This is a genomic window from Finegoldia magna (genome assembly GCF_002243175.1).
Classification (GTDB): domain Bacteria; phylum Bacillota; class Clostridia; order Tissierellales; family Peptoniphilaceae; genus Finegoldia; species Finegoldia magna_J.
On record NZ_NDYF01000003.1, the window covers coordinates 111611 to 125425 of the forward strand.

Here is a 13815-nt window from a genome sequence, read left to right on the forward strand (position 1 = left end):
TTATTCCACAATCATCTTTGCAAGAACATCAGGGTTTCCACAACCTGTAGTCAAGACCATGTCATTGTCAGAAACTTTAGAACGAATATAATCACGTGCTTCTTCAAAAGTTTTGTAGTATTTTGCATTTACGCCATTTTTAACTAGTTTTTCGACCAAATCTGTGGAATGAATGCTGCTGTCAAATTTTTCCCTTGCAGCGTATATTTCAGTTACTATAACCTCATCACAATCATAGAATGCATTGGCAAAATCATCCAATAGCATCTTAGTTCTTGAGTAAGTGTGGGGTTGGAATACGCAGTAGAATTTACCCTTTTTGTGCTCATCTAATGCTTTCAATGTATTTTTGATTTCAGTAGGGTGATGGCCGTAATCGGTCTTTATTTCACAACCTTTGTAAAATCCTACAGTTTCCATTCTTCTATGAAGATTTTGGTATTCTTTCATATTCTTTCTTATAGTGTCGATATCGATGTGGAATTCGTAACATGCGATAATCGCAGCCGCTGCATCGTATATGTTGTGACGTCCAATTATAGAAAGTGAGAATTCTTCGTCTTTGTCGAATTTTTCAGATGAAATTACAAAAGTAGGATTGCCATTTTCATTAAAAGTTATATCGTGGACGTTGTAATCAGCTTTTTCATTGTCAATACCAAATGTTATGATTTCTCCTTTGATATGAGACAGTAATGGTTCACAGTTTTTGTCGTCTATGTTTATAATCGCTTTGGAATTTTCGTCCAAGTTTTTCATGTAGCCAATGAATGTTGCAACAATGTGGTTCAAATCTTTATAGTAATCCAAGTGATCTTCATCGATATTCAAAATAATAGCCATTGAAGGATAGTAGTTGAGAATATTTGCTTTATATTCACAAGCTTCTGTAAGCATGTATTCGCTATTTCCACAGTGAACATTGCCTTGAATTTCGTCTAATTTTCCACCTAAAAGTATAGATGGATCCACTTTTGCATCGATTAAAATCTTCGCGATCATTGATGTTGTAGTTGATTTACCGTGAGATCCACTAACTCCAATGGAGTACTTGTAATTTCTCATAAGTGCGCCAAGGAAAACTCCTCTACTTACCACGTCTACTCCAAGCTCTCTTGCAGCGATTAATTCTTCGTTGTCGTCTAAGATTGCATCAGTGTATACTATTAAGTCAGGATTTTTGATATTTTCTCTTCTTTGTCCGATAAATATTTCAACTCCTAGACTTTTTAGTCTATTAGTTTCGTCGGATTCTTCTCTGTCGCTCCCAGAAACTTTGTATCCGTAATGGTTCAACAATTCAGCTATACCACTCATTGATATTCCGCCGATTCCTATAAAATGTATATATTTAAATTTGTGCTCTTCTATATTAAAATTGAACATAAGCCCCTCCTTATTTCCACCTGATATTATATCACAAAAAATTGAGAAAATTTGAGCTTTTCAGAGCTTGAAAATCTACAAAATGATTAAGATTTATTTGATATACAAATACGCTTTTAGTGTTATAATTAGATGGAGGAGAGAAGATGAAAGATATATTACTAATCAACGATATGCCAGGATATGGGAGAGTCGCTCTTAGTTGTATGATTCCTGTCTTGAGCAACAAAGGTAAAAGCGTTTTTAATCTGCCAACGGCTGTTGTAAGTAACACATTGGATTACGGCAAATTTGCTATATTAGATACGACAGAATACATGAAACAAGCTACAAAAGTTTGGGAAGAATTGGATTTTAGCTTTGATTTGATAGCTACTGGATTTTTATATAGTTTAGAACAAGTGGACATAATCAAAGATTTTATCGCAAAACAAAAAAACTCACCAGATGTTATTGTGGATCCTATTATGGCAGACAATGGCAAACTGTACAATGGATTGGACGAAGATAACATTGAAAATTTTAGAAAACTTATCGACGTAGCTACAGTAATTATTCCAAATGAAACTGAAGCTAGAATGATAACTAGTAAGATGGATGAACCGATTAACGATGTGGCAGAAAAACTTATACAAATGGGCGCCAAATATGCCGTTATTACAAGCGTAGAAGAAAATGATGAGCATTTTGTTTTCTGTATGGATGAGCATTTTGTATCAGATAAAATCTATTATGAATACATCGACACATCCTATGCGGGAACGGGGGATTTGTTTTCAGCGTTATTCATAAGTCAGTATTCAGAAAACAAATCGATTTTTGAATCGGCAAAGTATGCTAGTTTGAAGACTACAGAACTACTGAAGCTTTCATTGGATATTAGGGACAAGGCACGAGGACTGCCAATAGAAAGATTTATAGATATTTTGTAATTTAGAATTATCAAATATTTATTAGAAATCAATGAATATATCGTTGTAAATTGTATATTCAATTGTTATAATATTATTGCATAAAATACTAGGGGGATAATATGATTGATTTAGACGCTTTAGAAAAGAGAAATAAAAGAAAAAGCGTGATTATGATGGCAGTAGGCGTAATCCTTATTGCATTGGGAATTCATTTTTTCTTGGCACCAAATAAATTGTCATTAGGTGGGGCAGCTGGTATGGCAATTGTAATAAGTAATTTCGTTCCTATTTCGACGGGTCCTATTTTGATTATCATCAACACGGTTTTATTTATTGTAGGATTTATCATGCTTGGAAAGGCATTTGGACTTAAAACTATAATTTGTTCATTGGGACTTAGTTTATTGGTGTGGATTTTGGATATTTTATTTCCGATGGAAAAACCATTGTTTGAAGGAAAAATGATTCAATTGATTGCAGCAGTAATGATCTATGGAACAGGAGTAGGGATTGTACTTAATAATTACGCCTCAACAGGCGGCTCTGACATATTCGCTAAGATATTGAACAAATACTTGGGAATTGAGTTGGGTAAAGGATGTTTGATGGTGGATTTCCTTATCACATTATCAGCATGGTATGCCTACGGAACAGAAATAGCTATATACTCACTTGTAGGTACTGTACTTAACGGTTTAATAATAGATTTTACTATTAATGGGATGAATACATCAAAACTTTGCACGATTACCACATCAAAGCCTGATGAAGTAAGCAAATTCTTAGTAGACAATCTTACAAGATCTGCTAACATTTACACAGCAAAGGGTGCTTATTCAGGCATGGAAAAAGAAATCGTTCAAACAGTTGTAAGCAACAGAGATTTTATTATGTTAAAAAAATACATCCAAGAAATAGACCCATTAGCTTTCGTTATTGTATGTAATGCAAGTGAAACATACGGTTGGAGATGGAGAAATATAATAGAGTAATTTAATTGAAGATAACCTTAGATTATTAGTTTGAATAAACTTTTAATCTGAGGTTTTTTTAGTGGGAAAGAAGAGTAGGGAAAAAACAATTAGGGAAAAATTTTAAAACAGCTCAAAAAAAAGATGTGTGAAAAATCACACATCTTTTTAAAAGCCTATAGAATTATTCTATATAACCATTTTGTTTTAGTATTTGTGATGCTTTATCTAAGTTTGCATCAGACACTTGAACGATTGGACCAGTACAGCCCATACCGCTTTCAGCGTATATATTTTCTTTCCATAAAGCTTGAACAGCATCTTCAATTTCAAGAATATCAATTCCTGAGATTGTTGCAGATACAACTTCTTTGTCTGGCATTTTAACTTCTTCAGAAGATTCCTTTGGAGCTTCTTTCTTAGTTAAAGAATCTAAGATGCCTTTGAAGTCAGCCTTTTCAGCTTGTTTATAGATAGATTTTTTATTGTTATCAATTCCACCAGCTACTGTTTGGTAAGCATATTTTAAAGCATTTGCAACTACAGGAGCACCTGAAGCACGAGATACTATAAATATGTTTCTTTCGTAGCCTTCACCGATACCAGGACCATATCCAAAACCAGTAGTTTCGTAGTTACCACCTGATGTGAATGAACCAAACATCTTCATTAATAAGTTACCTGTTAATGAATCAGTTACCATTACATCACAGCTTCCCATAAGAAGGTCATTACCTCTCATTACGATACCACCGTCAGCTCTTTGGCTTTCAGCAAATTCGATATCAAATCCGTTGTCTTTGAAGTGTTTCAAAGCTTTTTCTACTTGTCTTGCACCATCGATATTTAAAATACCAACTGTTGGTTTTGCGATACCACAAGATTTAGCTGCGATAACACCTGCAACTGCATTTCTTACCATAGCTTTTGTTCTTTCTGTATCACTAGTTCCTGTAGTAGTAGCTAAGAACATTTCTTTGCCAGTACCAGGAGTGATTACTCTACCAACTGTTGAAACACCGATAGGGAAGTTGTAGTGAAGAGTTACACAGGCTTGAATTTCACCACTGTCTAGTAATTCTTCCATCTTTTTGTACATATCTTCATCGTTATCAACTTCATAAGTTTCATGTTCATCATCAACTTTTTCACCGATAACAACTACTTCAAAAAGATCAGAATCAGCTAATTCAATAGCTTTTTTCATGTTTTCAACACCGTGTTCACTACCTAAAGTAGTAAGACCGATTTTTACTTTCTTACCAAATTTTCCGCTTTCGATAGCTTCAGATATTTCAAGAAATACTTCGGAAATTTTTTTATTATCCATGTCTACACCTCTATTCTGCTAAAAGATTTTCAGCTAGTTTTCTCATGGATTCTGCGATTACTTTCTTAATTTGATCCTTTTCTGATTCAGATGAAACTGATGATTCATCTTCCATTTTACCATCATTTCTTTCCATAACGATAGATACACCATCAAATAAGTTAGTCATTCTACCTAGGAACAAACTACCTTTACCAACGAACATTACTCTGTTGTAATCTCCTTCAGTTAAGTCTTTAATAGCATGTCCTGCATAAGGAATACCTGATGGGATGTGTCCTTGTGTTGGAGCCCAACCTACTAAGCCTTTTTCTTTAATGAAATTAGCTAATTCTTTTCTGTCTAAGTCTCCTTGTTTAACAGCAAGGGCAGCGATCATCTTATAGTTAGCTTCAGGAACATTTCCAGCTCCGGCAGGTTTAGTGATATCTGGGTTTTGCATTTCTACAGAGTATTTATCTACATCAGTAATCTTTAATCCATTTTCTTCTAATGAATGAGATACTAAGCTTGAGATAACTGCTTGTGGTGAAGAACCAGTCTTAACTGTGTGACGTCCTACGATGTCAGTTCTTAATACTGGGTGAACACCATCATTTTCTGAGATTAAAATTGCAAATCCACCAACTACGTCTTCAAGAACTGGGAAGCCCTTCTTAACGTGGTCTTTAGCGTTCATACCTAATTTAGCAGTTGAACCACCTGCTACTACCATAACATTCTTATAAACACCAGATTTAACTAAAGCACTTGCTTCGATTAATGAGTGAATAGGAGCTGCACAGAATCCTCTTGTATCAGAGCCTGTTGCATTTTGTAATCCTACGATTTCAGCGATAGATTTAGCGAAGTTACCGCCACCTCTTTGGTTAACGTCTCCGCAGGCTTCTTCTGAACATTCGATTACATAATCTATATCATCTCTGTTAATGTCGTTCTTAGTAACTAATTCTACAGCTGCTAATACACCTGAAGCTTTTACTACTAAGTTTTCGAACATTGTGTGAGCGCTTAAGTTTACGTCGATATCATGAGCTGCTTTGATATAACCACATACTTTGCCGTCATGGTATAAAGCTTCTGCCATGTGAGTGTCGAATAATTCTTGAGCATTTGAAATATCAGATCCTTTTAGGTGACCGAAATATGGTTCTAAAATAGGATATTCTTTTTCGATAACTGGTTTGATTTCGTTTACGAATTCTTCAGAAAGTTTTACTAAGTCGAATGCATCAGACATTTGTAATAATGCGATGAATACGTCTTGTTTTACGATTTTACCCATTTTACCATCAGCCTTACCTTCTTCGTAAGAGTGATTAGTAAATGGCATTTCGTAGTTTTCAAGTTCTTGAGGAGATACATTTCCTATATAAACTTGGTTAGGAAGATATTTTACTACCTCATCAAAACTTCTAATGTGTTTTCCAACTTCTTTTAAGAATTCAGAATCTGGGTTTACTACTCTTTCAGTTTGACATGTTGATCCATTTTGGATAATCATATCAGGAGTGTTGACTAATACATAGCCAGCTCCCTTTAATACTGGAAAATTCATCTGTTAACTATTCTCCTTTATTATTTATTTATATTTGAATTAGTCTTCAAAAACTGTTTGATCTTCTACCTCTGTAGTTAAAGCGTTTAATGCTTTCATAACAATCTTTTTACGAAGGCTATATTCTTCTTCTTTAGTTAATGCTGGGTTTCCTAATGGGTGAGGAATAGCAATAGCTGGGACAATTCTGTTAGCACCTACTGTTAATGAGATAGGAGTAACTGTACAAATATGAACAACAGGAAGTCCTGTACGTTCAATTGCTTTTACCATCGTTGCACCGCAACGTGTACAAGTACCTCAGGTACTAGTAAGAACAACTGCGTCTACGTTGTCAGCTAATAATTTTTCACCAATTTCAGTACCGAAAGCATCAGCGTTAGCAACGGCAGTACCGTTACCTACAGTTGAATACCAAGTTTCGTGTAATGAACCGATAACGCCTTCTTTTTCTAATTCTCTCATAACGTCGATAGGCAATACTCTGTCTCCATCTTCGTTAGCGTATACTGGGTCGTATCCACCGTGAGCTGTTTCTGAGTTTTCAGCTGTTAAATCATTGATTCCTGAGAAATCATAAGAACCGTATTTAGTTGCTGAAGATGATTCGATGTGGTCTGGGTTTCCTTTTGGAACTGTACCACCAGAAGTTACAAGAGCGATTCTTGCTTTTGATAAATCTTTGATAGCTTTACCAGGTTCAACTCTGTCGAATGCAGGCATTGGATATTCTGTTTCGAATTCTTCGCCATTAATTTTCTTAATAAGCATTTCAACAGCTCTTTGAGAACCGATTTTGTCTGAGAAGAAGTTAACACGAACTCCTCTTTCGATATATCCTTCTTCTTTAGGAGCGCCAATTTCTTCTCCCTTAGCAACCTTAGGACCTAATTTACCGATTTTCTTCATAGCGTCTCTCATACCAGCGGCACTATTCTTAGTTTCTACGATATAAACGTCCTTTTTGTACATATCTGCACCTGGGTTTTCAGGATACATACCTGTTAATACAGGGATATTTAATTCATCTTTAACTGCTTTAGCCATTGTACCAGCAGCAACACCATATCTACCAGCGTTGAATGCAGGACCAGTTACTACGAAGTCTGGATTAGCTTCTTTAATCATTTCCAATACTTCTTTTTGAGCAGCTTCCATATTTTCACCGAAATATGAGTCACCACATACTACAGTTCTAACTACTTCGAAATCTTCTCCCAATGCTTTTTGCAATTGAGCTGAGATAGGAGGTAATTGTTCTGCTATAAATGGTTTTGTATCAGCTTTTTCTTCTCCACCAATACCAGCGAAGAATTGGTTTATATAATGAACAACTTTAATTTTATCCATTAAGCTTACTTCCTTTCTTTATAAAAATTTACAATAATCGCTTCTGATATCGTTCATTTCTTCAGCGATTTCATCAACGTCAAGAACCATTTCCATCATACCAACTTGTTCATCATAAACGTCAGCATCGAATTGTTCTTTACATTCTTCTTCAACAACATGGTAAACTAACAATCCAAGTTCAACGCCTGCTAATGGGCCTGCGAATGTTGGGTCACCTGCTGTTACTGTTTCAGCTGCAAGACCTGCAGCTTCAGCTTCTGCGGCACCTAGAAGAACCACTACGTTTTCAGCTCCGTATTGTTCAGCGAAGTCTTTAACTCTCTTTTGGTTTTCTAAGTCCATAGCTCCTGCACTAGTTCAGACGAAACATTCTGTAGATGAGAAAATTACTTCTGTGTTAGGAACTGTGTTTACACATGTTTCAATTGCAAGACCTGGAATTCCATCACGGTCTCCAATTATGATAACTTTTTTATTTTCTAAAAATCCCATAACTTTCCTTTCTTAAATTTAAATATATTTTGTTTTGAATAAATCTTTTTTATTAATTAATAAGTTTTTGCTGTTAATCTGTTGAATCCTGTTTCGTTAGTAGCACCAGTAATTGCTTGGATTTCTACTTCGATAGTACCGTCATCTTTTAATGCTCCATCAGATCCACCAGCGATAGTGTCAACGAATTGGATGTGACCAATTACTTTGTCCATCTTTGGTAAAGTGATGAATTGGTTAGCATTACCACCAGTTACTACTGCGTTTGCAGCTGGGTCAGCGTCTGCTAATGATTGAGAAGCACCGTCACGTCCTGCATATTCATCAGTGATGATAACAGTTTGGATTCCTTTACCTTCAATCTTCTTACAGTTCATGATTAAGTCAGTATCTGGGTTACCGAAACCTTCTTGTGATACGATAGCAGCGTCAGCTCCTAAGAATTCACAAAGTTTTGCAGTCATGTCAGAGTGTCTGATCTTATCCATCAAGTATACATTTTCGTTAGTAATTACAACTCCTAAGAAGTTGATTGATTTACCGTGTTCTTTGTATAATTCTCTGATTACACCGTTGTTTAAGTGAACGTAAGTTGGGTTTTTGTCACAAGCACTTACACAGTTACCTGAACAAATTGCTCCGTCCATGATTTCAGTTGGGTATAAGAAAGTTGGAATAATTTTCTTAGCGTCAACTCCATAAACATAAGTGTCGTGTAATAAACCTTGAGTTTGTAACATGTAAACATATACAACTTTTGGTAATTCTGGATATTGTTTAACTTGTTCTAAGATTGGAAGAGTTTCGAATGTTTCCCATTCATCTGCTTCTAAATCTTTTGCTAATCTACCGATGAAATCAGTGATTCTTAAACCAGCCATTCTAACTCCAGCTTCGTGATTGTGTTGTTTAACACCTTCAACTGGTTCGATAGTTACTACTAAGTTAACTGTCTTAGAGAATGGAGTGTATTCAGCACCTAAACCTGACATATCGATGATACCTTCTTGGAATCCTACGATTTTACCTGTTGTAACAACAGCCATGTCTTTAAGAGCGATAGTTTTACCTGAACCAACAGGATCAACTTTGTTTAATATTCCTGGGAATATTTCTCCACCTTCAACTTTAACTCTTGGTTCGTTAACATCCTTAACTGGTGTTATACGAGTGCTTTCGCCTGGATGAGCGATATCAAAATCAATTGATTCTAAGTGTTCATCATCAGCTACACCTGATACATCTGCTAATTCTTTCTTATTAAGATACAAAATGTGGTCTTCGATTCTTGACTCACCTTCATCAAAGATGATGTCTTTAATAAAAATCTTACCTAATTCAAGACGCATATCTTAACCTCCTATAATAATTTTTTATTTAAACTCAATAGGGGAGTGACCCCTAATGAGTTTTTAACTAATTTACTTCTACTTTAATCTAGCTTGAGATTAGTTGTAGTGTTTTTGGATCATTGCTTCTATGTTTTCCAAATTAGCGTCATCTTTATTGATTTCATCAATTTTTTGACCGTCTTTGTACATTAACATAGTTGGTAATCCTAATACTTGTTGTTTGATAGCAACTCTTCTAGCTGAAGTAATGTTTAGTGAACAGAATTTAATTTTGTCACCGTATTTTTCAGCTAATTCATGAACGCCTGGCATAAGTGCCTTACATGGTTCACATCCGTCACTCCAGAAGTCTACGAATACTAATCCTTCAGCTTCTAATACTTCTGGTTCAAAAGTTTTCTTGTCTAATTCTAACATTTCAAATGCCTCCTAAAATTTTTATATTAATATTCTATCCAAAGTCTGACTAATAATGTCGAAATCGACAACTCTGAAATCATCTAAGATTTCAGCTGGCCAACGCTTTGGTTTAGAAATATTCATAAACTTAGTTGCAGTGTTGATAGATTCTTCAATCATCATCAAAGAATCAGTATCAAATTTGTCACCCTTTTCCAAAATAACGGATCTAAAAACAGTTTCGTTAGGTTTTACTGATCCATAAAGTGGGTGAGTGACTAGGCGATAATTTTGATGAATTAAATCGCGTGCTTTTTTCAAAATTCCGATGTAGTCGATATCAATGTATTCAACTGTCACATCGTTCCTTTTGATAGCATCTTTAAAAAATTCATTGTTTGTGATTAATAACATCTTTTACCCTACCTGTCTTTTGATTCGTTATAAGCTATTTTCTAGCTCAATATTATTATATAACAAAATCACTCAAATGTAATCATATATAGGAAATCATAATAACCGCTCATAAAAAATCACAAATTACTTTACTAAAAGAAATTCAATTTGTTAAAACCAAAACATTAATACGTAAATAAAAAATTCGAACTCTATTCTGATTTAAAAAGCGATTACGAGCTTCCAATCGCTATATGATAGACAATTCTCTGCTCTTATATTATAATTTACTCATAAGTTAATGTCAAATACGTATATATTATATAGAAGAAAATGGAGGGCAAATAAAAATGGGAGCTAATTTACAAGAAATGTTCAAGAAACTTCCTCAAGTTTCAGAAATTTTAGAATCAGAAGAAATTTTAAAAGCTTATAAAGAATATCCTGAAAGTTTAATTAAAGATTCTGTGAGAGAATCCATAGAATTTTTTAGAAATAGAATATTAAATAAAGAAGAGTTTGATTTTTATAACAAAGATGTTATCGACAAAGCATTTGAACTTATGGACAAAAACTTTTCACCATCATTGAAACCAGTAATAAATGCAACAGGAGTTATTTTACATACAAATCTTGGTAGATCGTTGTTAAATGAAAAAGTTGTAGATAACTTGTGTAAAATCGCTGGAAATTATTCGAATTTAGAGTACGACTTAGATGAAGGTAAACGAGGCTCTAGATATGTTCATGCTGTAGAACTTTTAAAAAGAATTACAAAAGCAGAAGATGCTGTAGTTGTGAACAACAATGCGGCTGCTGTTTTTCTTGCTCTAAATACTTTAGCTCAAAACAAACAAGCTATCATAAGTAGAGGAGAACTAGTTGAGGTTGGAGGATCTTTTAGAATATCTTCAATTATGGAAAAATCTGGTGCTAAATTAGTGGAGGTTGGTTCAACTAACAAAACACATTTATACGACTATGAAGATAATATTAATGAAGAAACTGCTCTTATAATGAAAGTTCATACTTCCAATTATTCTGTAGTAGGATTTAGCGAAAGCGTAAGTGGAGATGAATTGAGAGATTTGTGTGATGAAAAAGGCATACATTTAATAGAAGATTTGGGTTCAGGTTCATTGATTGATTTGTCTAAGTTTGGCCTTAGTTATGAAAGAACTGTGAAGGATTGTATAAATGAAGGAATTGATTTGGTATCATTCTCTGGTGACAAGATTTTAGGCGGACCTCAAGCGGGAATTATTGTTGGAAAGAAAGAATTGATATCTAAAATCAAGAAGAATCAATTATTGAGAGCGTTCAGAGTTGACAAGTTTACACTAGGTGCTTTGGAAGAAACTCTAAAATTCTACTTGGATGATGAAAAGGCAATTGCAAATATCCCGACATTGAAGATGATATCCATGCCAAAAGAAGAAATTTTTAGGAAAGCAGAAAAACTTAAATCTATGATAGAAAAAGAAGTGGATTTAAAAATGGAAATTGTAGAATCTCAAAGCGAAGTCGGCGGTGGGGCATATCCATTAGACAAATTAAATTCGTATTCTATTGCTGTTAAGCCTGAAATGAAAGTATCAGAATTTGAACGTAGACTTAGATTATCTGATGAACATATCATCGGAACTGTTCACGATGACACATTCTTCATGGATTTAAGGTGTGTTTTCGAAAAAGATTTTGAAAGAATTGTAAATGTAATTAAATCTAATATATTGTAGAGAATTATGAGGAAAATCCCGGATTATTTATTCGGGATTTTTGACTTTTTGAACAAAAAATTTAGAAAAAATGTAGGAAAATATTTACAAAGTTAGAATTAATATGTTATAATGACTAAAAAGGATTTGATCCTTGTTTTTTTATTGTTTATTGTTTTAATGTGAAATTTTTAAGTTAATAATATTTAACTCTTTGCATTTTTTGGAAAACGATACACTAAATAATGTCAATCAGAAGAAAAATCAATAGGAGGTAAATTATGAAACAAAAGTATAACATAGGTCAGGTAATCACCTATGCTGGAGCGTTTATTGCATTACTTATAGGCTCTGGATTTGCAACGGGCCAAGAAATTTTACAATTCTTTTCTTCATATAGACTATATGGACTTATAGGAATTATGATTTGTTTTGGTTTGTTTACGTTTGCAGGATTATCATTTTTAAACGATGGTTATTATTCAAAATTTGAAAAACCAAACCAAATTTACAAATTGATGTGTGGAAATAAGATAGGAACTATTGTAGATTACTACGCAGTATTTTTTATTTTCTTATCTTATACAGTAATGATTGCTGGTGCACAAGCGACAGCTGTTCAACACTTTAATGCACCGAAATATGTAGGTGGAGCTATTATGGCTGCGGTTGTTATTTTAGTCGTAATGCTTGGATTAGGTAAGATTGTAGATGTTATTGGAAAGATTGGACCAGTTATTGCGATAATGGCAATAGTAATTGGGTTAATTTCGATATTCATGAATATGGGTAATTTACAATCAAGTCTTGATCTTATTGAAAAATTAGTTAACAGTGGAGAAATTAAAGTAGCTAGTAAGAACTTCTTCCTAGCAGCTGGTTCATATGTAGGGTTTAATATGATATGGTTGGTTGCATTCTTGGCAGAAGTTGGGAACAAGGCAAAGAGCTTAAAAGATGCAGAAGCTGGAGTTTTCGTTGGATCTACAGGATTTTCAGTTGCAATATTCATCATGAGTATAGCAATTATATTATCAATACCAGATTTGTACGATTCACAAATTCCGGTGTTGGTTTTAGCAGGTAAAATTCATCCAGTTCTTGCGACAATATTCTCGATATTTATAATGTTAGGTATATTTACAACATCTGTTCCATTGTTATGGACTGTAACAGGAAGATTCTTCGATGAAGGCACTAAGAAATACAAATTATTTACTTTAATAGCTGGTGTAGTTGGGGCAATCATTGGATTGACTTTGAAGTTTGACTCATTAGTAAACATCGTTTACGTTGTTAATGGATATATAGGAATGGTTCTTTTAGCATGGATGATAATTAGAAGTGCATCTGGAAAAGCTAAAAAACAAAGAATGGAAGCAGCACAAAGAAATAATATTGAATTTGAAGATTAAATTAAGTCGGCGATTTTACATCGCTGACTTTTTTGATTGAGTTTATTTATAAGAATTTACTATTAATCAGATAAAATAATAACAAAATAATTTATTATAAAAATCAAATATCCAACAAAAAACAGCCTAATTAAAGGCTGTTTTCTTTTTAAATAATAATAAGAAGAATATTCACTTTAAGTGAAATGTTAGATTTTATAAAAATTTACAATAATCGCTTCTGATATCGTTCATTTCTTCAGCGATTTCATCAACGTCAAGAACCATTTCCATCATACCAACTTGTTCATCATAAACGTCAGCATCGAATTGTTCTTTACATTCTTCTTCAACAACATGGTAAACTAACAATCCAAGTTCAACGCCTGCTAATGGGCCTGCGAATGTTGGGTCACCTGCTGTTACTGTTTCAGCTGCAAGACCTGCAGCTTCAGCTTCTGCGGCACCTAGAAGAACCACTACGTTTTCAGCTCCGTATTGTTCAGCGAAGTCTTTAACTCTCTTTTGGTTTTCTAAGTCCATAGCTCCTGC

At 34.1% G+C, this 13815-nt stretch carries 13 protein-coding genes; 4 read left to right on the plus strand and 9 right to left on the minus strand.

Annotated features, from left to right (window positions below):
• Complete coding sequence (gene murC, locus B9N53_RS01295) at positions 1-1386, minus strand: UDP-N-acetylmuramate--L-alanine ligase (RefSeq protein WP_094203366.1); 1386 nt, start codon at positions 1384-1386, stop codon at positions 1-3.
• 146 nt (positions 1387-1532) lie between these two features.
• On the opposite strand from murC, the gene B9N53_RS01300 reads away from it, so the two are divergent.
• Positions 1533-2318: a PfkB family carbohydrate kinase gene (locus B9N53_RS01300; protein ID WP_094203367.1), complete on the plus strand. Its 786-nt coding sequence runs from the start codon at positions 1533-1535 to the stop codon at positions 2316-2318.
• Positions 2319-2419: 101 nt separating this feature from the next.
• On the plus strand, positions 2420-3292 hold the full coding sequence (locus B9N53_RS01305) for a YitT family protein (protein WP_094203368.1): 873 nt from the start codon (positions 2420-2422) through the stop codon (positions 3290-3292).
• 163 nt (positions 3293-3455) lie between these two features.
• On the opposite strand, the gene grdD is transcribed toward B9N53_RS01305, so the two are convergent.
• From grdD to B9N53_RS01340, 7 genes are all read right to left on the minus strand, one after another.
• Positions 3456-4601 (minus strand): glycine/sarcosine/betaine reductase complex component C subunit alpha, encoded by a 1146-nt coding sequence (gene grdD, locus B9N53_RS01310; RefSeq protein ID WP_002835450.1) that lies wholly within the window; start codon positions 4599-4601, stop codon positions 3456-3458.
• A gap of 10 nt (positions 4602-4611) precedes the next feature.
• On the minus strand, positions 4612-6159 hold the full coding sequence (grdC, locus tag B9N53_RS01315) for a glycine/sarcosine/betaine reductase complex component C subunit beta (RefSeq protein WP_094203369.1): 1548 nt from the start codon (positions 6157-6159) through the stop codon (positions 4612-4614).
• A 39-nt stretch (positions 6160-6198) separates the two neighbouring features.
• The gene (grdB, locus tag B9N53_RS01320) at positions 6199-7509 is read right to left on the minus strand and encodes a glycine reductase complex selenoprotein B (protein WP_094203370.1); all 1311 of its coding nucleotides are present in this window, start codon (positions 7507-7509) and stop codon (positions 6199-6201) included.
• An 18-nt stretch (positions 7510-7527) separates the two neighbouring features.
• Entirely contained in the window at positions 7528-8004 is a 477-nt protein-coding gene (gene grdA / locus B9N53_RS01325; protein ID WP_080545251.1) for a glycine/sarcosine/betaine reductase complex selenoprotein A, read from the minus strand.
• Between the two features lie 56 nt (positions 8005-8060).
• On the minus strand, positions 8061-9353 hold the full coding sequence (locus B9N53_RS01330) for a glycine/sarcosine/betaine reductase component B subunit (RefSeq protein WP_094203371.1): 1293 nt from the start codon (positions 9351-9353) through the stop codon (positions 8061-8063).
• Between the two features lie 99 nt (positions 9354-9452).
• The gene (gene trxA / locus B9N53_RS01335) at positions 9453-9773 is read right to left on the minus strand and encodes a thioredoxin TrxA (RefSeq protein ID WP_002835444.1); all 321 of its coding nucleotides are present in this window, start codon (positions 9771-9773) and stop codon (positions 9453-9455) included.
• Between the two features lie 21 nt (positions 9774-9794).
• Positions 9795-10169 (minus strand): GrdX family protein, encoded by a 375-nt coding sequence (locus B9N53_RS01340; RefSeq protein ID WP_094203372.1) that lies wholly within the window; start codon positions 10167-10169, stop codon positions 9795-9797.
• Between the two features lie 332 nt (positions 10170-10501).
• Here B9N53_RS01340 and selA point away from each other — a divergent pair, with 332 nt between their 5' ends.
• Both selA and B9N53_RS01350 read left to right on the plus strand, forming a co-directional pair.
• The gene (gene selA, locus B9N53_RS01345; RefSeq protein WP_094203373.1) at positions 10502-11890 is read left to right on the plus strand and encodes an L-seryl-tRNA(Sec) selenium transferase; all 1389 of its coding nucleotides are present in this window, start codon (positions 10502-10504) and stop codon (positions 11888-11890) included.
• A 260-nt stretch (positions 11891-12150) separates the two neighbouring features.
• Positions 12151-13284: a hypothetical protein gene (locus B9N53_RS01350; RefSeq protein ID WP_094203374.1), complete on the plus strand. Its 1134-nt coding sequence runs from the start codon at positions 12151-12153 to the stop codon at positions 13282-13284.
• A gap of 195 nt (positions 13285-13479) precedes the next feature.
• Here the strand turns inward: B9N53_RS01350 and grdA (B9N53_RS01355) are convergent.
• The coding region (grdA, locus tag B9N53_RS01355; protein ID WP_094203378.1) for a glycine/sarcosine/betaine reductase complex selenoprotein A at positions 13480-13815 on the minus strand (336 nt) is incomplete at its 5' end.